Below are 23,578 nucleotides of genomic sequence, written 5' to 3'. Positions count from 1 at the left end.
GCGAACGTCGCTGATACCGGCGATCTCGCGTTTGCCGGGAGAAGTTGATCGGAATGATATTTAAGGTGTGGCGGTCGATTGTTTAAGAGGGTACGACCCGCGACGGTAATATCCGGATGGCGGAAAATAAGGTTTACCGGCGTGGTGGCCGTTGCCGCGGCCGCGACGACTTTTGCATTTCTTCCTGAGGTGCGAGCAGACGAAGCAGCGAAGGCCGACCCCTTGCTCGCCTATGGCGCCCGAATCATCGGCGACGATGCACGTACGCGCATTGTCATCGACTTCGATCGGGCCCCCGATTTTTCCGTCCACTATATCGCCAATCCCGAACGCGTCGTCGTCGACCTGCCTGCGACAGCCTTCGGCTTCCCAGCTGCGGATCTCGCGGCGAGGGGGCTCTTCAAGGACATACGCTACGGCAAGATGGACGAGGACAGCGCCCGTATCGTGCTGACCGCCAAGAAGCCGGTGAAGATGGAAGTCGCCAAGGTCCAGGAAGATGAGGACGGCAAGGGGCACCGTCTCGTCCTGGATGCGGCAATGACGGACAACGAGAAGTTTGCCGAACTGGTCAAGGCCCAGTCCTGGAGCGATCCTTCGTCCCAACAGACGACGAGCGCCATTGCTGTGCCGGAGAAACCGGCTGATGGAGATTTCATCATCGCTGTCGATGCTGGTCACGGCGGGATCGACACGGGTGCGATCGGCGTCGATACCAAGACGCAGGAGAAGGACGTAACGCTCGCCTTCGCCAAGGCGCTCGCCGATCGCCTCAACCGCGAGTCCGGCATCAAGGCGTTCCTGACGCGAAAGGATGACTCGTTCCTGTCGCTCTCCGAGCGTGTGGAGATTGCCCGCCAGAACCATGCGGGCCTCTTCATTTCGATGCATGCGGACACCCTGAAACAAAAGGATATTCGCGGCGCGACAGTCTACACGATCTCCGACAGGGCCTCCGACAAGCTTGCCGCCGATCTCGCCGACCGCGAAAACCTCTCCGACCAGATTGCCGGCAAGGAGACCGTGGCTGAGCCTCCCGAAGTCGCCGATATTCTGCTCGACCTGACGCGCCGCGAAACGCAGGCTTTTTCTATTTCGCTTGCTGAAAGCGTGCTTACATCCTTCAAGGATCAGGTAGGGACGATCAACAATCCACACCGCCATGCGGGCTTCCGCGTTCTGCAGGCACCGGATGTGCCGTCTATCCTGTTGGAACTGGGCTTCCTTTCCAACAAGGACGACGAAAAGCTCCTGCTTGATGACGGATGGCGGGGAAGGATGGCCGACCTGCTGACGGAGGCCGTCAAGCACTACCGCACGGCGATGGTTGCAAATGGGGGCTGATTGCAGCCGTGGCGCAGATGTGACACTTGCTGGTGTAACACGATCGCAATGTGGGAATAGCGCTTCAAGGCCCTATTTTACTCACATTCACGCCGTTACTCAGCCTTGTGTTTCCATAGATGAAACGGAATCGGCTTGTGGCGAAAACGCTCATGGAGTAAGTCGCCCAACATGCAAGATGCCCCGATCCTGCGATTGTTATGTCGCGCTGATCGATGATTGAGATACCGGTAGCTTAAATATGATTAGACTTCTTGGATATTTCTTCGGAGTGGCTTGCGTCCTGTTCTTGGGCGTGGCGGCTGTTGTTGCTGTTTACTTGGCAACCGTCACGAAGGACCTTCCGGACTACGCAGTGCTGAACAGCTACGAGCCGCCGGTGACGACCCGCGTTCATGCAGGCAACGGTGCGCTAATGGCGGAGTATGCAAAGGAACGCAGACTTTTCCTGCCGATCCAGGCTGTTCCCGACCGCGTCAAGGCGGCCTTCCTGTCTGCTGAAGACAAGAACTTTTATCAGCACCCCGGCATCGATGTTACCGGCTTTGCGCGCGCACTGGTTGCTTATCTGACCGGCGGTCCGACGCAGGGCGGTTCGACGATCACGCAGCAGGTTGCCAAGAACTTCCTGCTTTCCAGCGAACAGACGATGGAGCGCAAGGCGAAGGAAGCGATCCTTTCCTTCCGTATCGAACAAGCCTACAGCAAGGACAAGATCCTTGAGCTGTACCTGAACGAGATCTTCTTCGGCCTGAATTCCTACGGTATCGCGAGCGCCTCGCTCACCTATTTCAACAAGTCGGTGAACGAACTGACGGTCGCCGACGCTGCCTATCTTGCCTCCCTGCCGAAGGGTCCCGCCAACTATCATCCCTTCCGCCATCCCGAAGCAGCGATCACCCGCCGCAATTGGGTCATCGATCGCATGGTCGAGAATGGCTATGTCAGTCAGTCCGATGGTGCCGAGGCCAAGAAACAGCCGCTCGGTGTCACCGGTCGCAGCAGCGGCCCCTCGCTTTTTGCATCCGGCTATTTCGCCGAGGCGGTCCGCCGTCAGTTGATCGACCAGTACGGCGAGAAGATGCTGTACGAAGGCGGATTGTCCGTTCGTACCTCTTTTGACCCCGCGTTGCAGGTCTTTGCGCGCAAGGCCCTTCAGGATGGTCTGACCAACTACGATGAGCGTCGTGGCTTCCACGGTCCGATCAAGCAGATCGACACGGCTGCTGACTGGGGCAAGGCGCTGGCCGATATTCCGGCTTTGACGGACGTGCCAGAATGGCGACTGGCTGTCGTGCTGGCCGTATCGGCCGACGGCGTCGACATCGGGCTGCAGCCCCCGAAGGATGGCGCTGGCAAGATCCCTTCCGAGCGCGAGCGTGGAGCCATCGAGGCCAAGAATATGCAGTGGGCATATCGCTCGGCTTCCGGCCGGAAGACAGCAAAGTCGCCCGACGGCGTTCTGTCGGCCGGGGATGTCGTCTACGTCGAGCGGTTGGGGGACGAAGCTTCCAAGTCCTACCGGCTTCGCCAGCCGCCGAAGGTCGAAGGCGGTCTCGTCGCGATGGACCCGAAGACCGGTCGCGTGCTTGCGATGGTCGGCGGCTTCTCCTACGCGCAGTCGGAATTCAACCGCGCGACCCAGGCGATGCGCCAGCCGGGTTCGTCCTTCAAGCCGTTCGTCTATGCGGCGGCCATGGACAATGGATATACGCCGGCGTCGGTTGTCAGCGACGATCCGCTGTCGATCCAGACGGGCAATGGCCAGGTATGGGCACCGGATAACTATGAAGGCGAGGGTGGTGGCGCCAACACGCTTCGCTTCGCGATCGAGCACTCGCGCAACCGCATGACGGTGCGCCTTGCCAACGATCTCGGCATGAATGTCGTCGCCGAGTATGCAGAACGCTTCGGGATCTACGATCACATGATGCCGGTTCTCGCCATGTCGCTCGGTTCCGGCGAAACCACGGTCTTGCGCATGGTATCGGCTTATTCGGTCATCGCCAATGGCGGCAAGCAGATCAAGCCGACCCTGGTTGACCGGATCCAGGACCGCTATGGCCGTACGATCTTCAAGCACGAGGAGCGCGTCTGCGAGGGCTGCAATGCGAGCGACTGGCATAACCAGGACGAGCCCAACGTCGTCGACAATCGCGAAACCGTTCTCGACCCGATGACCTCCTACCAGATCACCTCGATGCTGCAGGGTGTCATCCAGCGCGGCACGGCCGCCGGCAAGGTCGATCTCGGCGGGCGTGACGTTGCTGGCAAGACGGGTACGACCAACGATGAAAAAGATGCGTGGTTCGTCGGCTTCACGCCGGATCTTGTCGCCGGCCTTTACATCGGCTTCGACTCGCCGTCGACGCTTGGACGCGGCGGCACAGGCGGCTCGCTTTCTGCGCCGATCTTTAACGAGTTTATGCAGGTTGCTGTGAAGGACATGCCGGAATCTAAGTTTGTCATTCCGGCGGGCATGAACCTCATTCCGATCGACCGCAAGACCGGCATGGCTGCGGTTCAGGGCGACCCGAACACGATTATCGAGGCCTTCAAGCCAGGTACCGGTCCTGCCGACAGCCTCTCTGTTATCGGCATGGACAATGCGATGGCGCCCGAAGAAATTCTGCGGACGTCGCCGCAGGCCAACCAGGCCGTCCAGTCCGGCGCCGGCGGCCTCTACTAACCTTTTCCCTGACCCGTTGTGGCGGTTGCGGCCCTTTACATCCGCAGCCGCCACAATTATTTGACGGGCAACTTTTCAAGCAACGCGAAGAAGCAGGAAAATGCGAGCGGAAATCCAGAACGTAGTCGATGAAACCAAGCAGGCTATCACCCTGCTGAGGAGGCATCTTTGACTGGGACCAGGCGATAAGACGACTGGACTGGTTGAACAACAAGGCAGAGGATCCGACCCTCTGGAACGATGCTTCGGAAGCACAGAAGCTGATGCGCGAGCGTCAGCAGCTAGATGACGGCATCAACGGCGTGAAGCAGCTCGAGCAGCAGCTCAACGACAACGTCGAACTGATCGAGATGGGCGAGGAAGAGGGCGACGAGAGTGTCGTCAAGGACGCCGAAGACGCGCTCAAGAGCCTGAAGGCTGAAGCCGCCCGCCGCCAGGTGGAGGCGATGCTATCGGGTGAGGCCGACAGCAACGATACCTATCTCGAAGTCCACTCCGGCGCAGGCGGAACGGAAAGCCAGGACTGGGCCAACATGCTGCTGCGCATGTATACCCGCTGGGCGGAGCGCCAGCGCTTCAAGGTAGAGCTTCTTGAAGTGCACGATGGTGAAGAAGCAGGCATCAAGTCTGCAACCCTGCTGGTCAAAGGCCACAACGCCTATGGCTGGCTGAAGACGGAGTCGGGCGTGCATCGCCTGGTGCGTATTTCGCCCTACGACAGCAACGCGCGGCGCCACACCTCGTTCTCCTCGATCTGGGTCTATCCCGTGGTCGACGACTCGATCAACATCGAGGTCAACGAGAGCGACTGCCGCATCGACACCTACCGCGCCTCGGGAGCGGGCGGTCAGCACATCAACACGACCGACTCGGCCGTGCGCATCACGCATATCCCGACCGGCATCGTGGTTTCCTGCCAGCAGGAACGCTCGCAACACAAGAACCGCGCCAAGGCTTGGGACATGCTGCGTGCTCGTATGTACGAAGCCGAGTTGAAGAAGCGCGAAGAAGCGGCGAACGCCGAGGCAGCCTCGAAGACCGACATCGGCTGGGGTCACCAGATTCGCTCCTACGTGCTGCAGCCCTACCAGCTGGTCAAGGACCTGCGGACCGGCGTGGCGAGCACGGCGCCGGGCGACGTGCTGGATGGCGAGCTCAACGAGTTCATGGAAGCCGCTCTCGCTCACCGCATCAGCGGCAAGCCGGACGCTGTCGTCGACGACGTCGAGTAACCGCTCAAACGTATGAACATAGAGAAGGCCCCGAATGGGGCCTTTTCGATTCAAGCGGGAAAACCGGAAGTTCTCCAGCGACAAATCAACGGCTGCGACTAGTTGCTGGCTTTGCCGACGGTAACCTCACCAAATTCGTCGATGACGACAGTCCAAGTCTCCGATTCCGCATCCGGATCGGTCTTCAGGTAGACCATTGCAAAAAGGCCGGGCTCCTTGAGCATGCCGGAGGAGTTTTCGGGCCTGATGTCGGTGACATACGGCTTCAGATCGCTGAGTTCCTGCAACTCCACCGTCGAGGTGATGGACGGCTCAGCGTCGCTCTGCTCGATTTGCTGCAAATATATCTTGGCGGTGCGGTCCGCCTGCCTGACGGCAAACAGCTTGTAGTAGCCGTGGCGCGGTTTTGCGGGAGCGGGAACGGCAGCCGCAGTTTGGGGCGCCGAAGGTGATCGTTGAATGGCCGGCGCCGCACCGTCGTCTTCCCAGTAACCGGTGCTGGTCGCGAAGATGACTGAAGCCGGTAGGATCGCGTCTTCTGCCTCAACGCCTCGCGCGCAGAGGGTGGACGCGGCTAGCAGCAAGGTACAAAGCGTCGTTCGTCGCAAGCTCATGTCTCAGTCCTCGAACTGCTCCGCAAGAATACGATCGGACCATGATCGATCGGGATCGGAGAGAATGCGCGCGGTCGTAAGTTCCGATTGCGCGATGCGAATATGCAGCACCGATTTCACTTCCGTGTTGTCAGCGACCGCGTTGACCGGCCGCTTCTCCGCCTCGAGTATGTGTATATCGACCGTCACCTTGTTGGGCAGAAGGGCGCCGCGCCAGCGCCGCGGCCGGAACGCGCTGACCGGAGTCATCGCCAACAGAGGGGCGTCAAGCGGCAGGATCGGTCCATGCGCGGAGAGGTTATAGGCCGTCGAACCCGCGGGCGTGGCCACCATCAGGCCGTCGCAGATAAGCTCGTCGAGTCGCACGACGCCGTCCACTTCGACCCGCAGTTTGGCGGCTTGATAGGATTGCCGGAACAGCGAGACTTCGTTGATGGCAAGTGCTGTCGAATTCGTGCCGTCAGAATTCGCCGTTGTCATCCGCAAAGGGTGAAAGGCATTTTCGACTGCTGTGCAGATTCGATCCTGCAGGCCTTCCGTTCGATAGTCGTTCATGAGGAAGCCGATGGAGCCGCGATTCATACCGTAGACCAGCTTGCCCGAGTTCATCGTGCCATGCAGCGTCTGCAGCATGAAACCATCGCCGCCGAGGGCGACGATCACGTCGGCCTCTTCAGGGGGCACGTCACCATAAATGCCTATCAACTCTTCCCGAGCCGCCAGCGCCTCTGTCGCCGAGGAGGCAAGGAAGGAAAGCGTCTGAAACGAACGGCCCATGTAATTCCTTTTACGTATTCAACGAACGATAACATAGTCTTGGCGTCTAGGCGCCAATAAAAGCCGATTTTGTCAAGTGCATCTGCAGCGCCGGCTGGAGCCATCGTCAATTCTTCGCTGCTCGATTTCAGGCGTATGCTGTGGAGGGCCCGGAACTCGAGCCGGGCAAGCCTCGGATCATCTTTCGTCGACAAGGCAGATGGCGTCAATCCTGACGTGGGGCGGCACTGCGTACTCTCCGTCGATAGCGAGACCGTACGCGCAGGCTTGCCGAGGCATTCGTAGTGACAATGGATACAGAACGTTTTGAAACGTGCTCCAATGCCAAGTTGGCGTCTATAACCGCCCTTCTTTGCGGTAGCGTGCCACGCATGTATCGAGGCTCGTATCTGGAGGCGTTAGCGACAGCCGCCTGCTTCTGCCACAGCGCACTTTAACACCTGCTCCGCATATTCGACGACGGCTCTTTCGTCGGTGACACATAACTTCAGGACTTGGCATCTCTCCTTGAGCTCGTGGAGGACGCGTCGGTGAACCCTTGCAATCGCGGCAGTATTCTTGAGCTTCATGAGCTCCTGGAGACAAGCCACTGCTACGATCTCTGAAACCAGCAGCTTGCCTTCGACTTCTCCCTGCGTTGGAATGGCAAAACGCCCACCGCCGGGTTTGGAATCTCTATCGGGCGACAGCATGACAAACCTCCCATGGCCTTGATCGACGAAACGATGAAGAAATACGCCAGAGGGGCCGCCCAGGGTCGACAGCCGCCCTTTCGCACGCTCCAAGGCTATGTGGCTTTGACCTCGATCTTGCGGTCGTTCGTCCCGGTGTTGGCAGCCTTTGGAAGCGTGACCTTCAGGACGCCTTTCGCGAAAGCGGCGGCGATCTTATCTGCCTCGATGTAGTCAGGAAGCCGAAACGAGCGCTGGAAGGAGCCGTATCGGCGCTCCGAAAGGTGGTAGGCCTCGTCCTTCGATTCCTTTTCCTCCGTCTTTTCGCCCCGAATGGTCAGCACGCCGTTCGAAAGCCTGATGTCTATGTTGCTCTCGTCGAGGCCGGGAACTTCCGCGGTGATCTCGAATGCGTTGTCTTTCTCGACGACATCCACCGCGGGAGACACGACCCAGTCGGCAGCAGAAGTCGTGCGTCCGAGGAGCTGACCTGAGAGCGGACGCCATGAGGAAGGGCCGAAGTCGTCGAACAGCCGGTCGATTTCGGTACGAAGTGAGTCGAATGGAGACCACATCCCGCCGGGAGCCGGCGTCGTGGTCTTCTGTTCTTTCTTAATGGGGAACATATCGGGCATGATCATCTCCTGTTGGCCAAGAGGTCCGGAAGCCGGATCTAATCATTGCGTTTCGCTCGACATCGAGCGCAGTCATTAAAGCACGCGCGTGGGCAAGAGACTTTGATCAATGTCAAGAACACAGGAAATTAATTGGCGCGCGGACTCAGTCTAACGCAGTATCGGTCGAACCGTCCGCCGGATAACGCACACTTAGAACATCGGTCGAAGACGCGGTTCGGTACCATCCGTTTTGCAGTGCGCCGAGCGATATCCTCTGCCCTATCCGTACACGTTTCAGGATAGGAAATTGATCCAGCACAATGCAGATCCAGCAAAAAAGGAGGATTATTTATGTAGGCGGTATCCTCGTTTTGCGGCCCGTCGAGTATTCCTCGGAGGAATGGGAGAGACAGACATGTCAACGACACTCAGGAGTATGAGCCATGTGGAATGCTTGGAAATGCTGGAACGGGCGCATTTTGGTCATCTGGCTTGCAGTAACGAAGGCCGGCCTTACGTGGTCCCAATCTACTTTGCGTTCCAATCACGAGTAGCCTACAGTTTTTCGATGCCAGGACGAAAAGTGGAGTGGATGCGGCTGAATCCAAGAGTCTGCCTCCAGGTGGAGGAGCAGTGGGGGAAGGGCGGATGGAGGAGCGTCGTGCTGAACGGCCACTTCCAGGAACTGCCGGACGATGATGTCTGGCACGAGGAGCGCCTGCACGCGTGGTCACTTTTGCAGAGACACTTGGACTGGTGGGAGATCGGCTCGCTTGAGCCTCGCGAACTACCGACTGCGTCTGCATCTGCCCACCTATTCTACTGCATCTACACGGACGATGTCTCCGGTCGGGTCGTGGCCCTTCAGTGACAACGCCTCGGCCCTCGCGGTTTCCGCAATGTCTGCGCACCGTGACGGAGGAAGCCAATCGACTGTATCGGCGTTCACGTGCCCATTACACGAGCCCAACCGAGTCGCTGGTAGCCTGAGAGATTAGCCACAGACCGAGCATTCTCGTCCCCTCCCACGCAAATAGCATTCTGACTCGGCGCATGGCGGCTTTGTAACTGGAGGCAGGATCTAACCGCCGTCGATCGCCTCGCCGATGCGGGCGATCGCATGCTGATAGACACTCGCGGAGTTCCAGCCGGCGATGGCGCCCATGTTGCCCTGATAGTCCCCGCCGGCGCCCCAGCCGTGCGCCCTGAGGAAGTTGGCCGTGGACATCAGCGCCGTGCTCTTGTCGCGCATGTTCCTGTTTCCGACGCCGTATCTCAGGACATTCCCAGGCAGGAACCCTGTGTGGCCGATCTCGCCATGCATGGCGCCGACCGAGCCGGCACTCAGCACGCCGCTGTCGACTAGCTTGAGCGCCGCGATAGCATGGGGCGCGAAGAATTGCGGGCGGCGACAATCGTAGGCGAGCGTGACGATTGCCGAAACTGTGTTCTGGTTGCCCATAGAGGCGCCGAAGTTGGTCTCCATACCCCAGATGGCGAGAAGCACGCCGGCGGGCACGCCGTAGTTGCGCTCGATGCTGTCGAAGAGCGCTGCATTCGCCGTCTTAAGCGAACGGCCCTTGGAAATAATCGCGGACCCACCGCGTCGTCTCATAAAGTCGGCGACCGAGCCGCTGAAAGCCTTGTTGACGGAGCGGTCGGCCTGAATTGTTCCTACGGCGTATTTCGCACCGGCAAGCGCTGCAAGACCCTTCCCCTTGACGCCTGCAGCCTTTGCCGTCTCGGCAAACTCTACTTTCCACTGTTCAAACCCGGCAGCGCTTTTGCCGCACGATGCCGCCTGCGCAACGCAAGCCAGAAGGCAGAAGGCGAGGGCGCCCGCCGCAGCAAGCAAAACTCCCTTAGCAAAGAATGCCATGTCGCTCTCCTCGTGGGTCTGAACCATCACGCATCCGGCCGCATGACGTCACTCGTTCACTTGCGAAACCGGCTTGGACCGGGAAGCGAAAGGAACTGAGAAGGTGCCTCTACTATGCACGTGAGGGCGATACGGTGCTAGTGACGAAATTGGACCGCCTGGCGCGATGAACGCGGACCTGATGGCGACTCTGGCGAAGCGGAAGATCGGCGGTTGCTGACCGAGTCCAAGACACCGAGGAAATTGCAGCTTCTCGTCGACGGCGACAAATTTGGCGGATCTGTCTCAGTTCCATCGGCAGCCTTTGATATGTGCGGCGACTTAGTTGGAGGCAAAAAGCATATTTCACAGCGTATTTGGTTTCCAATAGAGTATGGTTCCGTTTGGCTAGCGGGAGGCGCTTATGGCTCACAACGACCGTTCACGGCATATCACCCAAGGCATTGCTCGCTCACCCAATCGCGCGATGTACTATGCGTTGGGCTATACCAAAGTGGACTTCGACAAGCCGATGATCGGCATCGCCAACGGGCACTCGACGATCACGCCATGCAATGCCGGCCTCCAGCCGCTTGCCGACGCGGCGATAGCCGCCATCAAGGCGGCCGGAGCCAATCCGCAGATATTCGGCACGCCTACCATCTCGGACGGCATGGCCATGGGAACGGAGGGCATGAAATATTCTCTCGTCTCGCGCGAGGTTATCGCCGATTGTGTGGAGACCTCGGTGCAGGGCCAATGGATGGATGGCGTTCTAGTGCTCGGCGGGTGCGACAAGAACATGCCGGGCGGTATGATTGGCATTCTCCGCGCTAACGTTCCGGCCGTCTATGTCTATGGCGGCACCATCAAGCCGGGTCGATGGAAGGGCGAGAGCCTCTCCATCGTGTCCGCGTTTGAGGCCGTCGGCGCTTACATGGCCGGAAAGATGAGCGCTGAGGATTTCGAGGGCATTGAGCGCAATGCCTGCCCGACGACCGGCTCTTGCGGCGGCATGTACACCGCGAACACCATGAGTTCGTCCTTCGAGGCGCTCGGCATGTCGCTGCTCTACTCCTCCAACATGGCCAATCCCGACCAAGAAAAGATCGATAGCGCGGTCGAGTCCGCGCGCGTTTTGGTGGAAGCGGTGAAGGCCGGCATTCGACCACGCGACATCGTCACGCGGAAGTCGATTGAAAATGCCGTGGCGCTCATCATGGCCACTGGAGGTTCAACGAATGCGGTGCTGCACTATCTCGCCATTGCGCATGCGGCCGAGGTGGAATGGACGCTGGAGGATTTCGAGCGGATACGCCGTAGGGTACCAGTAATCTGTGATCTCAAGCCATCCGGCCGTTACATGGCTGTTGATCTCCACGCTGCCGGCGGCATTCCTCAAGTCCTAAAGCTACTGTTGAATGCGGGCCTTCTGCACGGCGATTGTCTCACGATCACCGGCAAGACGATCGCTGACGAACTCTCGGCCGTGCCCGACGAGCCTCGTGCGGACCAGGACGTTATCCGGTCGCTCTCAGCGCCACTGTATCGCGAGGGACATCTAGCCATACTCACAGGCAATCTGGCAGAGGGTGGGGCGGTGGCAAAGATCAGCGGGCTCAAGAGCCCGGTGATTGCTGGCCCGGCGCGCGTCTTCGAAGACGAGCAATCCGCAATGGATGCTATTCTCTCGGACAAAATCAAGGCCGGCGACATTCTGGTCCTGCGTTACCTCGGGCCGAAGGGTGGTCCGGGAATGCCGGAAATGCTTGCCCCGACCTCCGCTATCATCGGACGTGGCCTTGGAGAGAGCGTCGGCCTCATCACAGATGGGCGGTTCTCCGGCGGCACATGGGGTATGGTGGTCGGGCATGTCACGCCCGAAGCCTTCGAGGGGGGGACAATCGCACTTGTCAAGGACGGCGACCAAATCACCATCGACGCCCATCAGCTACTTCTGCAGCTCGACGTCCCAGATGAAGAGATTGCGAGACGCCGAAGCCTTTGGAGCCAGCCTCCGCCGCGCTACAGGCACGGCGTCCTCGCCAAGTTTGCGGCCTTGGTCCGACCAGCGAACGAGGGAGCCGTGACGGGTTGAGGTCACATGAAAAAAACGCGCCAACTGAGGCGAATTAGTCATCAAGTCACTGATTTCGTGTAAAATTAGTGGTGCCCCGACCGGGACATAACTATTAACCGCGACATCTACTGGGAAGTAAACAGGAAAATCCCGCCTAGCGACTGCTCAGGTCTTACCGATGACATTCTCGCGCTTCGCCAGAGCGGCAAGACCATCGTGGAAATCGCCGAGTGTCTCGGGATTAGCAGAACCACCGTCAAGAAATATTTGGTCCGATCCCCGTAAGGTGACCATCTCTTTTAGATGCATTCATAATGCATCGACATCTGAGGGTAATGAAGCGCGCGCTACAAATCAAACGAGTTGCCGCAGGTCGTATCTTAGATGTCAACATGACTAGCGGCCCACGGGCGGAGGCTTGGGTGCGGCGCGACCGAAAGCAAACGACTGGTCTCTTAGAAATGCCCGCTGGCTGTGATCAGAGCGAACCCAAAGTTCACAACTGGACTGGGAAGTGTCATTGCCTTCGAGGTGCTATTCAAACGTAAGGCCATTAACCGCCCCTCGGGCATCGTAATTCATTACAATGCCGCGTCGTTCGAATACCTCCATGATCTTTGCCAGCGAAGAGGGCGTTACTTTCCCATCGAGTTCAAGCTTAAAGATTGTTCGGGATGAAACCCCAGCAGCATGCCCCAGCTCTTTGTGGCCAAGGCCTGTGTATGCCCTGGCTGCTCGTGCTATTGACGGCTTCAATATTAGCACGGCGGCAGAATTCCTATGTTGAAGGTCCCGCTTTGATGCTGCCTCAGGCTTTCCATCGCACGCCAACCCCAAAATAGCGCCTGGTGCTAGCGTCGCCCCATCCGACGAATTCGACCCCTTGGTTCTCGAAATACAATTGCATGGTGGCGGAGGTGTCCGTCCAGTGGCCACCCCGCTCCAAGGCCTTCACTGTCGCGACTGACAACCCGATCTCCTCTGCAACATCTGCTTGCGTTTTGTTCAGAAGTGCACGTGCGCCCCGAAACGAGATACCGTCGTCTTCCGTGCGATACCGCTCGTAGTCGCTAGTGAGGAGTGTTGTAGTCGGGGGTGGCCGCCATCTTGCACCTGCGCACAACACCTCGTGCCCAACTGCCGCTTGTCCCAAAAACTCTATCCCTCGGGCGGTATAGAAGTCGATCAGTTGGAGGTTGAGATTGAACATAGCCTCCGACGTTTCAGCAGTAGAGATGTAGCGTCGCGTGACTCCAGCGAGTTCCGCCGCTTCTTGCTGGGAAAACGCCGTCAGTGCGCGTGCGACTCTAAGTGCTTCTGGTGGAGCAGGTAACCTCATCGGCTCGACAAGATGCCCCGCAAAAAAAATGTCAATGATAACCATTTAGGGTCTTTTAATGTCCAAAATGGAGTCTATAAGCATCCTTATTGGATAATAAAACATCCATATATTCGCAGGCCTCTCCTTGGGCGAATGTGATTCGAAGGCGTGGGCCATTAGGGGGACGTTAATGTTGCCTCCTTGGTGGGCTCAAGTATTGACCGCGCGTCAATCGAAGGGCCGGCAAATACTATCATGGTCGTGGAGAGCGGCCCGGTAGATAATGATCAGGATATCACAATGCCGAACGGTGTTACGGGCAAGCGACCACGCGTGCCATGGAATCAAACTAATAGTAACTGGCAGGGCGTTACACTGCCCGTATACATGGCGTACTGCTCGATAGCAGCCGCGTTGCGGCCTTGGAACAGAATCGAGCGGAAGTTCATCGCGACGCTTGTTTTCAAAGAGGACTACTACCAACCTATCTACTCTCAGGCAGCCCAAGTGTTCGCGATGGAGATTTGGAAGTCGTCTGATTGGGAGACCTACATCTTCGAGTGGTCGAATTCGCCATTTCGTGACCAGTCGCTTGCTGAGAAGAACGGGCGAGGCATCTTTCTATCGCCGCCTGGATACAGGCTTACCGATGACGAACGGCTTTTTTCGGATATCGTGATCGAGATCGAGCCTCGGTCTCCGGAGCATGCAAGGGCTGCACTTCGAAGGGCCGAACTTCCCGTTGACGAGAAGCTCGTCGAGCTCCTGATATCGGAACCTTGGCCAAGGCTTCATTCCGCGTTTCAGGACCGTCGTGGTCCACTCCAAGCGTTGGAGCGCCTTCGAAGGGAAACGGCTAGGCTCAAACGTATTGCCGATCAGACAGCAACCCACAGTGGCCCTACGCTTGAAGACATGCATGGTCTGGGACCGGCAGTGGACTGGGGACACAACCTTGCAAAAGACCTTGCAGACTACAAGAATGGCCTTATCGGTTGGAACGACGTCGACGCTGGCGTCTTACTATCCGGGCCCCCAGGCATCGGGAAGACGCTGTTCGCGAGCGCGCTAGCCAATTCCTGCAAAGTACCGATCATCTATGGCTCTGTTTCTAAATGGCAGGAAGCTGGTGCTCTGGATGCGCACCTTAAAGCCATGCGAGCGTCATTCAAACAGGCGCGGGACAAGGCTCCATCGATCTTGTTCATCGATGAATTCGACACCTTGGGAAAACGTACGACCTCTGACCGGAACGCGGGCTACCACAACGGCGTGGTTGCCGGTGCACTTGAACAGCTCGATGGCTTTGAACGTCGAGAGGGCGTAGTCGTTGTTGCTGCGTGCAACCACCCTCGGCTCGTCGATGCAGCCCTTCTGCGAGCGGGAAGGCTTGATCGGCACCTGGAGTTGATGCTCCCCGATGGCCCATCGCGTCGCGGAATTCTGAAGTTTCACACTGGAATCGAGCTGTCGTCCGCTGATGCGGAGTTGTTCGAATTCGCTACCGAAGGGTTTTCGGGTGCGGAGATCGAGCGGCTTGTCAGGGATGCGAGGCGAGCGGCCCGCCGTCAAGCTGATTGCTTTAGCGCGATTCACATTATCGATCAGCTCCCAGTCCTTGAGAAACTTCCTGAAGATTATCTCAGAGTGATCGCTGCCCATGAGGCTGGCCATGCCCTCGTCGGTTTCGAAGTTGGGCATGAAGTCTCAGGCATCACGATTTCGAAATGGCTGGTCAGCGGCCAGCGGCGGGTCCTTGGCAACGTCGATTCCAAGCTTCCGCAGGTGCGGGCCAGAACGAAAACAACCTACCTGGACACGATAGCCATCTTCTTGGCGGGCATAGCAGCGGAAATGGAAGTCTTCGGGACCTTCGCTGATGGGGCATCGGGTTCGAGTGAGGCCGACCTGAACAGGGCGACCGATCTTGCGACGATGGTTGAGGGCACGAATGGCATGGGCCGCACGCTGGCGGTGGAGGTTCCCGATCCCGAGGAGTTCGCAAGGATGCGCCTGTACAATCCGGAGCTGCGAGAACAGGTCCACGGGTTGCTCGAAAGCGAACTTGCAAGGACGAGGTCCATCATTCAAAGGCAGCGTCCCGCGCTAGACGCGCTGGTCGAAATACTAATGGTTAGTCCGACCATGACCGGAGAGGAAGTCGTCCAGGTGTTGCAAAGCAACAGGCGCTCGGTCGTCAGCCTCGCGAAAGCACAGCTCAGGACGGGAACTTGATGGCAAAACGAACAACCTCAGCCGGCCGGCGGCCGGCGTCGAACAAGACATATGCGGGTTCGCTCGGTGAGACACTCGATGAGGCCGGTTTTGAAGCGTTGGGCAGGCGAATAAAGGTTCATGATCGCGGCGTCGGAACTCAGCCCGCATTGCCCCCCAAGTGGTTCGATCCAGTGGTCGAATTTTTGTGGGCGGCCTTACCGGACTTGGTTGCTAATCACTGGGACCATCTCTATATCGACGCTCTTCAATCTGCTTGCCAGGCATTAGTCGCACTCGGTCAAGCAGTTCTTGATGGCAGCGGTGGGATAAAAGCTAACCCGGAGCCTGCGCTGCCTAGCATCCTTCCGCGATTGGACGATGTTGCGACAGTGATCGTCTGCTTGGCAGCGCAAGTGAGCTTACTCGAGTATCGACATTTCACAGGAGCCCGCGACCGACCGAGCCCAACGGGACTTCGACGTCCGAACATTCGGGCGGATCATGGCAGTGGCCCTGCGTATCTAGCCCCAGACGCGTTCCGGGTGTTCGAAAGCCTAGACCTTGTTATTGGAGCTCGATGGACGGAGCGCGCCGAAACAATATTCTGGCGTGACAACCCGTCAGTGTGGGGTGTTGATTTCACGAAAGACCGCCGGTTCTTACGGGCTCGGGATGCGGCCCTAGCAACCGTCCCCGACGATATCGCGGAGAAGATCGAGAAGACGGCGGTGATAACCGAAGAGAGTATCGTGGAGTGGCTCCAGATCGCACCGAAAACCAAGACCCGAGAAGACGCGCTCAAGTCTCTCAGGTTCTGGAGCAGTCAGAGTCTTGATCGGGTTTTCCATCGTCGATGGCGTCTGGACTGCGGATGGTTATCGGTCGAGGAGTCGTACAGGACGCTCCTGATCGAATACGATGCCCTGTCTATCAACATGCGTCGGCATTTTGCGGCCCGATATCTGCCGCACGCTCCATTTCTGTATGAATGATGATGGTGAGGTGGGATAGATCGCACGCTGTCGACGTAACCCACCGCCACTCCTGGAGAGATAGATGACCTCAATTTCCGTAAACGCGGTCTATGAGTTGCCCGCTGCTCAGTCCGTGCAATTTTGATGAAAATCTGGGTTTTCTCAGACGTCCATCTCGAGTTCGGCAAGCCGTTCAGCGCGGCCCCGCCAGATGACATCGACGTCATTGTCTGCGCGGGCGACGTCCTCGACAGAGGCGTTGTGCCCAGCATTGAGTGGCTCGCGAAAAGCTTGGGTCCCGAGTTGCCATTGATCTTCGTCGCTGGAAATCACGAGTTCTACCGCAGCTTCCTTACGGACAGCATAGCCGCGGCGAACGCGTTGCGCGATCACTATCCGAACATCTACTTCCTCGACGACCGCGACGTAGTGATTGAAGACGTTCTTTTCGCCGGCGCGACCCTTTGGACCGACTTCCGGCTATTCGACAGCAATCCCGAAACGTCTATGTGGTCGGCCCAACAGGGAATGAAAGACTACAAACGGATCAACCTCTCCAAACAGCCATTCAGAAAATTCAAACCCATCCATGCATTCCGGAGACACGGCGCTTCCATGAAGCTCCTGACGGAGAGCCTGGGTCGGGCCGCCGTCAGGAAAAAGGTTGTGGTCACCCATCATGCGCCCTCATCGAGGTCCATTTCTCGATGGTTCCGAGATGACCCACTAGCGCCGTGCTACGCCTCGGATTGCGATGATTTCATCAGGGAGGCAGAGCCCGATCTTTGGGTTCACGGGCATGTACATCAAAAACTGGACTACATGCTCGGGTTCACCAGAATCGTCTGCAATCCACGCGGCTATCCGGGGGAGGCAACAGGCTTCGACCCGGACTTGGTAATTGAAATCTAGCGGTAGCGCAGCAGACGGCCGACGGAGGCAACTGGAGGATGTCAGATTGTCGACATGGCTGATCCTACTAGGTCTCACTCGGTGCCTGCAACGCGTTAGAGCAAACACATCATCGGAAGCTGGCGCGACGCCGCTTCGCCGTCGGCGCTTCCCAGCGCTGAATGAAAGGTCGCGACAGCCGACATTGAATCGTGTGGTTCCTGTCATTGCGGCCCGGTCGCTGGCGCTTGGGCCTTTACCGCTTCGAATGATGTTCCGATCTGCTCGGACGTGCTTGCGGTCAGCCATTCAATACCCTCCGGCGGCGCGGATGTTGCGTAGACGATGGCCTTCTCACTCATCCCCAGCTGGTCGAGGTAGGCTCCTACGACCGCATTGGCCGAGCCCGATACTTACGCCTTGCCATCGGAGGCGGCTAGCGACATCTGCGTTCCTGCAGTATTGGGACTCCACTGTCGGACGCATTTCAGTCGCTATGCGTGGGCAATTGACGGAGCGCAGTCGATCGAATTCGACAGAATGAGTTAGGATCGATTTTAGTTGTGCCGTGTAGACGAGGGCAGCCTAAAATTGGAAAAGAACAATGAATTACAAACTTTATGCCTTTGCCTCGATAGCCTTCGCCGCAGGTCTCTGCCAGCCATCATATGCCCAGCTTAAAACTCCGGAGACGCTGACGGAGGTTATGTCATCAATCGCGTATTTCACCAGCTTGGCTGATCCGGCCGCAATGAGCTATTCGGATGACGAGTCTGTGGCCGCCGCAATCACCCCCCAGCTGATAGGCAACGCATTTTTGGTCAAGCATAATGCAAGGGCGCTTTTGTTGCCCGCCAAAGACGTGGCTAACTATAAGATTGTCTTCGACGGCCTGAACAAGGGTGAGTGCAGAGACGCACTAGGATTCGCGCATGTTTATCCTGACCTGTATCCCCAGGTCGAAGTAAATGGTAAGGAAGCGATGAACTACTCCAGTGCTGACTGCTCGAGGAACTCGACGGTCACGATTTATCGCAGGTAAGAGTGGGATCGCCCGGGCCATAGCGTTGAATTGGCTCCGACGCCAGGACGAGGAAACTTCGACATGTGACTCCTCTCAGGCGATCAAGGCGACCCGATGAGCTGTCATGCGGACGTTTGCAGCACTGTTGGGGTTGCCGTGGACAACTGGCGTCCGTCGAGCCGCGCCCACGCTGCTCGACATCGAACAACGTCCTGCGCCGGCATCGCGGCAAGGTTGATCCTCGTTCGGCGTGAAGGACTCCATCGGTCGACGCAGGGCTGGCCGCCCAGGTCGCGCCCACCAAGCTCATCGAACGCACTACTGGTTGTGGGTGTGTTCGGGTCATCTGGCACGGTCGCGCGAAGAGGTAACATGCCGCGAGAGAAACAGAAGCTGCGCCCCGCAGTTGCCTTGCCGGAAATTGAGGCCGGTGACTGGCATGGGGAGTTCGCTGGTCCACCCTCTGGCAACATCGGGCAGCACATACAGCCAGGGCCGCCCATCATGGTCGTAGAGTTTACTTACTTGATCGTCGGAGCGGTGGTCATTTCGCCGATCAGCAAATTCCACTGGCCAGCAGTAGTCTCCTTCTGGGTGCGAACGCCGTTGACACCTGAAAGAGTCGAAGCCGGCCTTATGTTCAAATCCGATGAAATTCCGTCTGTGAATGTCAGCTTCGAAGTCACGCGGCAGCAGTTCACCGACACCTGCTGGCTTTTCAGAGAAAAATTGCTCAAAGACTTTCATTTCCGCATTGGGCCTGGGACAGATAATCATTGGCCGCTAGAGAGCTGGGGAGCGAGTTTTCAGCTTTGATTGATCGCGACGGCGGATGCCTCGCCAAAAAAATTGCTGCGCGCCCCGCATGCCAAACCGACATACTTATGCGTTAGCGTCCTTATTGTTCCTATTGGCTAGCCCCCTTGCTTGCCACTGAAGCGGCGTCTGCGCAAGGAGACCAGAATGAATGCTCCAGACTCAGGAATGGCGCGATCGAGGGCCGTCTGATCGGCTTCCAATTGCGAACCAGACCGTGGTTCAAGCGACGTGACAAGCCTCCATGTGTTAATCTTGCGATCCCCTCGCGCTTCCCGCCTAGCGACGTCATCCGAAAGAGATGAATCCGATACGTCTATAATGTCGACTTCAGAATATACTGGGTCCCAGCCTGTCCGCTCTCGCTCAAATGCATACTCGTAGGATGGCAGCGACGTATCGACCACCTGGGCTCGCACCTGCTGCATGCCAGCAGGTGTAGACGGGCGGAATGTTGTGGAAGGCACCGGAGTGAGAGCCCAACTGCCATCAATGATCCAGTCCACTGATACTTCTCGGTTGCCTTGGCCGTTTTCAACCCCAATGGTCTGACACGTGTAGCGTCTGCTTGCGCTGCTGATGGCATTGATTGCGCTTATCGGATCGGCAGGCATGGTGTCGTAAAGGAACAAATGAACTTCAGTCTTGAGTGATTCAATTTCCTCGATCCCGGCAGGGATTTCGAAGTAGATTGTGTCGCCGGTCTTTGGCAAGCGCCCACCCTGAATATGTGAGAACGCGAGAATTGTGCGAACAATCGCCCAATCGGTCGGCATGCGTATCTCGGCCTTGAGGCCCTCTACATATTCCTTGAACCACCACGAAAATCCTTCCTTCATGGTGGGTGAATAGGGCGTTGCCTGTCTCTCCGCTTCATTAATATGGCCTCGGACAGCAGCGAATTCGGGCGCGTGCACATCACCTTCAATAAGGACTGCAGCCTCCCCATTGCTGCCGCCCAAGGCGAACGCTGTCACGTTGTGCGACCCGATGAATGCGCATGCGCGTGAGGCGGGCAACTCCATGTAATAGACCTTGCTGTGCAACATCGGATGATAGCGCACCACCGGATTCTTGGGCGTGCCAGAAGGCGCACTGAAGCCTAGATGGACGTGCAACCGATCCATAGGCACACCCGCGGCCAAAAGATTGTCGAGCGCTAGAAATCCAGGATATGTGGACGCGCCGATCACGAAGGTTTCAAGGCTGCCGGTGTTCGCGAGTATCGGACCGCCAATCTCAGCCAATCCGCCTGGCGTGGCAAAACCCGTTACAATACGTGTGGCGACGGATCGGGAAAGTCGATCGCGGATCAGCGTTGCAATCTCCTGCTGCGGCCGTTGAAATAACACGGTTGTCGTTACTGACATTCTTCGCCCGCTCCAATTGCGTTTGCGTTTCGGCTTAGTTCATCAACCGTTACACGCCGGTCCTTAGGACCGTTTCGATGCTTTGGCTCCAGGCGGCTTTGAACGCCGGATCAGAAGCGAAAAGCTTATACAGCTCAAGTTCTTCCTTTCGGCGTTTAAGCATCACGTCTTGCATCATCTTCTCGAGCGCGAGTCCACGATTGTAGGGGTCGGTGTTCTCCTCGTATTTCTGGGTGAAATCGGGGTGCGCTCTGATGCCGTTCACGACATTGATGAATTTCACCCGTTGCTCTTCCGGTGTCGCGCCCCATCCCTGGAACCATCGCTCATTGAAGGTGTGAATGATGTCGTCGAGCGGGTCTCGTTCCTGTTCACCATCCCGGTAACCGCGGGGATTAGGGTTTTGCGGGTCAAGCTCCGTCGGCGTTGCGTCAAGCTCGATATCTTGGTTCAATCGGGTTCTCTCAAGTCCGTAAGACGACAGGTCCACGGCCTCCAGCAGCTCATCGAGCATGTCCTGGTCCGGGTCAGTGATGTGCAACTTAGGGATCAGAAACTTCAGCAGCCAAAAGAGCTTTTCCCACTCAACGACCTCGAACGACATGATTGACGCCATCTGGCCGTAAATCTTAACGAACTGGCGCGCCTTGATCTTGAAGTCGATCTTGTCATTGTCGGCCAAGCCCAGTTGGTGATTGAACCTATCGGCCGCTGCATCGATGATTGGACTAAGCGATTGGGCATCGTCCCCGGCAAAATAGCGGGCGACAAAATCCTCTACCTCTTGCCACTCATAGACTCCGACGGCGTCAAGCGCATCCTTGATCTCATGAAGCACATTCACATCCGTCGCCGATGACAGTGTGGTGACCGTATAAAATGGATCGAAGGCGGATTTGATATCGGTGACGTCGTTGAAAAAGTCGAGGATAAACAAGTCTTCTGTACGCTTGCCGAGTTTCGGCGCGGAGCGATTTAGCCGTGACAATGCCTGCACAGCCAGAACATGTTGCAGCTTCTTGTCGACATACATGGTGGTCAGCTTTGGCTGGTCGAAGCCGGTCAGGTACTTGTTTGCGACCACAAGCAACCGATATTCATCCTCGTCGAACTTGTCCCTCGTGTCCGACTCCGGGAAACCGTTCATGTCGGCCTCGGTGTAGGTCACACCGTCGACCTCCTTCTCACCGGAAAACGCGATCAAGACCTTGAGCGGATATCCTCGTTCCGCCAGTAGCTTCGTCAAAGCCTTGTAGTAGCGGATCGCCGACTCGATGTTCTGGGTGACGACCATACCCTTGGCTTTGCCGTGAAGCTTCTTCGGCGTCACAACCTGCTCGATGAAATGGTCGAGCATGATCTCAGCTTTTGTGTTTATCGTTTGTTGGCTGCGCTCCACGTGAGCCCGGAGTTTTTTCTGAGCCTTCTTGGTGTCGAACAGTGGGTTGTCAGCTATCGACTTCTGGATTTCATAGTAGCTCTTGTATGTCGTGTAATTTGCCAAGACGTTCAGGATGAAGCCTTCCTCGATCGCCTGCTTCATGCTGTAGAGGTGGAACGGCTTGAAGCTTCCGTCGGGCTGAAGCTCACCAAATTTTTCGAGCGTTGTGTTCTTCGGCGTCGCCGTGAACGCAAAATAGGAGGCATTCCCGCGCATTTTGCGTGACTGCATCGCTGCCAGGATACGATCTTGCGGGTCTTCTTCGTCCGGGTCTGCTTCGCCCGCGCCCATTGCACGGTTCATGTTATCATGCGCGCTGCCACTTTGCCCGCTATGCGCTTCATCAATGATCACTGCGAAGCGTTTGTCGCTGAGGTCGGCGATCCCCTCGATGATAAAGGGGAATTTCTGGATCGTCGTGATGATGATCTTCTTGCCGTTCTCCAGCGCCGATTTCAGGTCGACGGAACGCACGGCTGGTGCGACGATGTTTTTGACTTCGGAGAAGTCGTTAATGTTGTCACGCAGCTGCTTGTCCAGAAGACGTCGATCAGTGACAACAATGACGCTGTCGAACAGCGGTTGGTCCGATGCTTTTCCGCCCGCCACGCTGGTAGATGCCGGATAGGTATCTATTAGCTGATATGCCGCCCAGGTGATCGAATTCGACTTTCCGGAACCCGCCGAATGCTGGATCAGATAACTTTGTCCGACGCCGTTCGTGGCAGCGTGCGACAACAGCCGGCGCACGACGTCCAACTGATGGTAACGTGGGAAGATCATCGACTTTTTGGCCAGGGGGTCTGTCGACTTCCCTTCCAGTAGCACGAAGTGCTGGATGATGCCGGCCAAGCTTTCCTTGGAGAACACTTCTTCCCACAGATAGGCGGTCCTGTGGCCGTTAGGGTTGGGCGGATTGCCCTCGCCTTCGTTATGACCCTTGTTGAAGGGTAGGAAGAAGGTGGCCGGCCCGGCAAGCTTCGTCGTCATGAACACCTCGTCGGTGTCCACGGCCATGTGTACTAACGCACGGCCAAACTGAAGAAGGGGTTGGGTAGCATCACGGCCGTCTCGATACTGCTTCTGCCCATGGTAGCGAGCGGTCTGACCGGTCCACGCATTCTTCAGCTCTACAGTGATCAGTGGCAGTCCATTGACGAAAAGGACCATATCGATCTCTTCGCCTGGATTAGTTTCCGAATAGCGGACCTGTCGGGTAACACTGAAGATATTGGCGGCGAAGTTTTCATGGACTTTGGCCGCCGAGCTGGCGAGGGGGGCCGCGTACATGAGCGTGAAGGCTGCGTCATCGACGGCAAGTCCCTTCTTCAAGAGATACAGAAGCCCATTCTTCTTCACTAGCCGGTCGAAGCGCTCAAGTATCTTGCGCTGCCAGTCGGCTGGGCTGTGGTTCTTCAGTTTGGCCAGCTCTTTTGCCTGGGTGGTTTCCAGAAACTCCCAGAAGAGCCTTGTGTCGATCGCATATTGAGCGTCGAAATCGGAAGGTTGGCCGAACCGGAAGAAGCGTTGTTCGGCCGGCACGGGTTCACTGGCCAAGTCCTCGGTTGTCGTGCCAGTCAGATGCCGCTGGATAGCCTGTTCCAGAGCTACTTCCTTGGTATTGCTGACCATTGCTTGCCCC

20 protein-coding genes and 3 pseudogenes are annotated in these 23,578 nt (G+C 57.4%); 13 read left to right on the top strand and 10 right to left on the bottom strand.

Annotation, left to right across the window (positions count from 1 at the left end):
- Positions 1-189 precede the first annotated feature (189 nt).
- The 3 genes from AS026_RS02555 to prfB all read left to right on the top strand — a co-directional run bounded on the left by AS026_RS02555 (position 190) and on the right by prfB (position 5,265).
- Positions 190-1,344 carry an N-acetylmuramoyl-L-alanine amidase gene (locus AS026_RS02555; protein ID WP_245307302.1) on the top strand — a complete coding sequence of 385 codons (1,155 nt, stop codon included), beginning with the start codon at positions 190-192 and terminating at the stop codon, positions 1,342-1,344.
- Positions 1,345-1,585: 241 nt separating this feature from the next.
- Positions 1,586-4,033: a penicillin-binding protein 1A gene (locus tag AS026_RS02550; protein WP_062368581.1), complete on the top strand. Its 2,448-nt coding sequence runs from the start codon at positions 1,586-1,588 to the stop codon at positions 4,031-4,033.
- Positions 4,034-4,133: 100 nt separating this feature from the next.
- Positions 4,134-5,265 (top strand): peptide chain release factor 2 gene (gene prfB, locus AS026_RS02545; protein ID WP_100248113.1). Its coding sequence is split into 2 segments (ribosomal slippage): positions 4,134-4,202 and positions 4,204-5,265, totalling 1,131 coding nucleotides; the frame shifts between segments, so codons are not numbered across the junction.
- 98 nt (positions 5,266-5,363) lie between these two features.
- On the opposite strand, the gene AS026_RS02540 is transcribed toward prfB, so the two are convergent.
- The 4 genes from AS026_RS02540 to AS026_RS02525 form a co-directional block, all read right to left on the bottom strand.
- The gene (locus AS026_RS02540) at positions 5,364-5,879 is read right to left on the bottom strand and encodes a hypothetical protein (RefSeq protein ID WP_025661208.1); all 516 of its coding nucleotides are present in this window, start codon (positions 5,877-5,879) and stop codon (positions 5,364-5,366) included.
- Between the two features lie 3 nt (positions 5,880-5,882).
- A complete protein-coding gene (locus AS026_RS02535) occupies positions 5,883-6,656 on the bottom strand; it encodes an NAD kinase (RefSeq protein WP_025661207.1) in 774 nt (257 codons plus the stop codon).
- 398 nt (positions 6,657-7,054) lie between these two features.
- Entirely contained in the window at positions 7,055-7,348 is a 294-nt protein-coding gene (locus AS026_RS02530; RefSeq protein WP_062368580.1) for a hypothetical protein, read from the bottom strand.
- A gap of 95 nt (positions 7,349-7,443) precedes the next feature.
- Positions 7,444-7,962 (bottom strand): Hsp20/alpha crystallin family protein, encoded by a 519-nt coding sequence (locus tag AS026_RS02525; protein WP_029792831.1) that lies wholly within the window; start codon positions 7,960-7,962, stop codon positions 7,444-7,446.
- Positions 7,963-8,359: 397 nt separating this feature from the next.
- On the opposite strand from AS026_RS02525, the gene AS026_RS02520 reads away from it, so the two are divergent.
- Entirely contained in the window at positions 8,360-8,815 is a 456-nt protein-coding gene (locus tag AS026_RS02520) for a pyridoxamine 5'-phosphate oxidase family protein (RefSeq protein WP_062368611.1), read from the top strand.
- Between the two features lie 210 nt (positions 8,816-9,025).
- On the opposite strand, the gene AS026_RS02515 is transcribed toward AS026_RS02520, so the two are convergent.
- Positions 9,026-9,823 carry a lytic murein transglycosylase gene (locus tag AS026_RS02515; protein ID WP_062368579.1) on the bottom strand — a complete coding sequence of 266 codons (798 nt, stop codon included), beginning with the start codon at positions 9,821-9,823 and terminating at the stop codon, positions 9,026-9,028.
- 83 nt (positions 9,824-9,906) lie between these two features.
- On the opposite strand from AS026_RS02515, the pseudogene AS026_RS44375 reads away from it, so the two are divergent.
- From AS026_RS44375 to AS026_RS44370, 3 genes and pseudogenes are all read left to right on the top strand, one after another.
- Positions 9,907-9,990 (top strand): annotated as a pseudogene (locus AS026_RS44375) (recombinase family protein); the annotation flags it as partial.
- Positions 9,991-10,226: 236 nt separating this feature from the next.
- Positions 10,227-11,900: a dihydroxy-acid dehydratase gene (gene ilvD, locus AS026_RS02510; RefSeq protein ID WP_062368578.1), complete on the top strand. Its 1,674-nt coding sequence runs from the start codon at positions 10,227-10,229 to the stop codon at positions 11,898-11,900.
- An 87-nt stretch (positions 11,901-11,987) separates the two neighbouring features.
- Positions 11,988-12,167, top strand: coding sequence for a helix-turn-helix domain-containing protein (locus AS026_RS44370; RefSeq protein ID WP_082728417.1), 180 nt, complete (start codon positions 11,988-11,990; stop codon positions 12,165-12,167).
- A 523-nt stretch (positions 12,168-12,690) separates the two neighbouring features.
- Here AS026_RS44370 and AS026_RS02505 read toward each other — a convergent pair.
- Complete coding sequence (locus tag AS026_RS02505) at positions 12,691-13,266, bottom strand: helix-turn-helix domain-containing protein (protein ID WP_245307299.1); 576 nt, start codon at positions 13,264-13,266, stop codon at positions 12,691-12,693.
- Between the two features lie 192 nt (positions 13,267-13,458).
- Here AS026_RS02505 and AS026_RS44115 point away from each other — a divergent pair.
- The 4 genes and pseudogenes from AS026_RS44115 to AS026_RS02490 all read left to right on the top strand — a co-directional run.
- Positions 13,459-14,553, top strand: a pseudogene (locus AS026_RS44115) (AAA family ATPase); the annotation flags it as partial.
- A gap of 297 nt (positions 14,554-14,850) precedes the next feature.
- Positions 14,851-15,438: an ATP-dependent metallopeptidase FtsH/Yme1/Tma family protein gene (locus tag AS026_RS42925; protein ID WP_245307301.1), complete on the top strand. Its 588-nt coding sequence runs from the start codon at positions 14,851-14,853 to the stop codon at positions 15,436-15,438.
- Entirely contained in the window at positions 15,438-16,412 is a 975-nt protein-coding gene (locus AS026_RS02495; RefSeq protein ID WP_062368577.1) for a hypothetical protein, read from the top strand. The genes AS026_RS42925 and AS026_RS02495 overlap by 1 nt, the downstream gene beginning before the upstream one ends.
- Positions 16,413-16,538: 126 nt before the next feature.
- On the top strand, positions 16,539-17,306 hold the full coding sequence (locus tag AS026_RS02490) for a metallophosphoesterase (RefSeq protein ID WP_062368576.1): 768 nt from the start codon (positions 16,539-16,541) through the stop codon (positions 17,304-17,306).
- A 203-nt stretch (positions 17,307-17,509) separates the two neighbouring features.
- Here the strand turns inward: AS026_RS02490 and AS026_RS41925 are convergent, their stop codons facing one another.
- Positions 17,510-17,647 (bottom strand): hypothetical protein, encoded by a 138-nt coding sequence (locus tag AS026_RS41925; protein WP_160330088.1) that lies wholly within the window; start codon positions 17,645-17,647, stop codon positions 17,510-17,512.
- Between the two features lie 242 nt (positions 17,648-17,889).
- Between AS026_RS41925 and AS026_RS02485 the strand changes: the two genes are divergently transcribed.
- A complete protein-coding gene (locus AS026_RS02485; RefSeq protein WP_062368575.1) occupies positions 17,890-18,327 on the top strand; it encodes a hypothetical protein in 438 nt (145 codons plus the stop codon).
- A 78-nt stretch (positions 18,328-18,405) separates the two neighbouring features.
- On the opposite strand, the pseudogene AS026_RS42920 reads toward AS026_RS02485, so the two are convergent.
- Positions 18,406-18,554: pseudogene (locus AS026_RS42920) on the bottom strand (aminoglycoside phosphotransferase); the annotation flags it as partial.
- 127 nt (positions 18,555-18,681) lie between these two features.
- Here AS026_RS42920 and AS026_RS02480 point away from each other — a divergent pair.
- Entirely contained in the window at positions 18,682-19,125 is a 444-nt protein-coding gene (locus tag AS026_RS02480; protein WP_062368574.1) for a hypothetical protein, read from the top strand.
- A 98-nt stretch (positions 19,126-19,223) separates the two neighbouring features.
- Here the strand turns inward: AS026_RS02480 and AS026_RS02475 are convergent, their stop codons facing one another.
- A complete protein-coding gene (locus AS026_RS02475; RefSeq protein WP_062368573.1) occupies positions 19,224-20,495 on the bottom strand; it encodes a phospholipase D family protein in 1,272 nt (423 codons plus the stop codon).
- A 49-nt stretch (positions 20,496-20,544) separates the two neighbouring features.
- Positions 20,545-23,568 carry a type I restriction endonuclease subunit R gene (locus AS026_RS02470; RefSeq protein ID WP_062368572.1) on the bottom strand — a complete coding sequence of 1,008 codons (3,024 nt, stop codon included), beginning with the start codon at positions 23,566-23,568 and terminating at the stop codon, positions 20,545-20,547.
- Between the last annotated feature and the right edge of the window lie 10 nt (positions 23,569-23,578).

The sequence above is a fragment of the Rhizobium altiplani genome, assembly GCF_001542405.1.
Taxonomy (GTDB): Bacteria; Pseudomonadota; Alphaproteobacteria; order Rhizobiales; family Rhizobiaceae; genus Rhizobium; species Rhizobium altiplani.
Note: the sequence above shows the minus strand (reverse complement) of the source record. Positions and strands in the feature narration are given on the sequence as shown.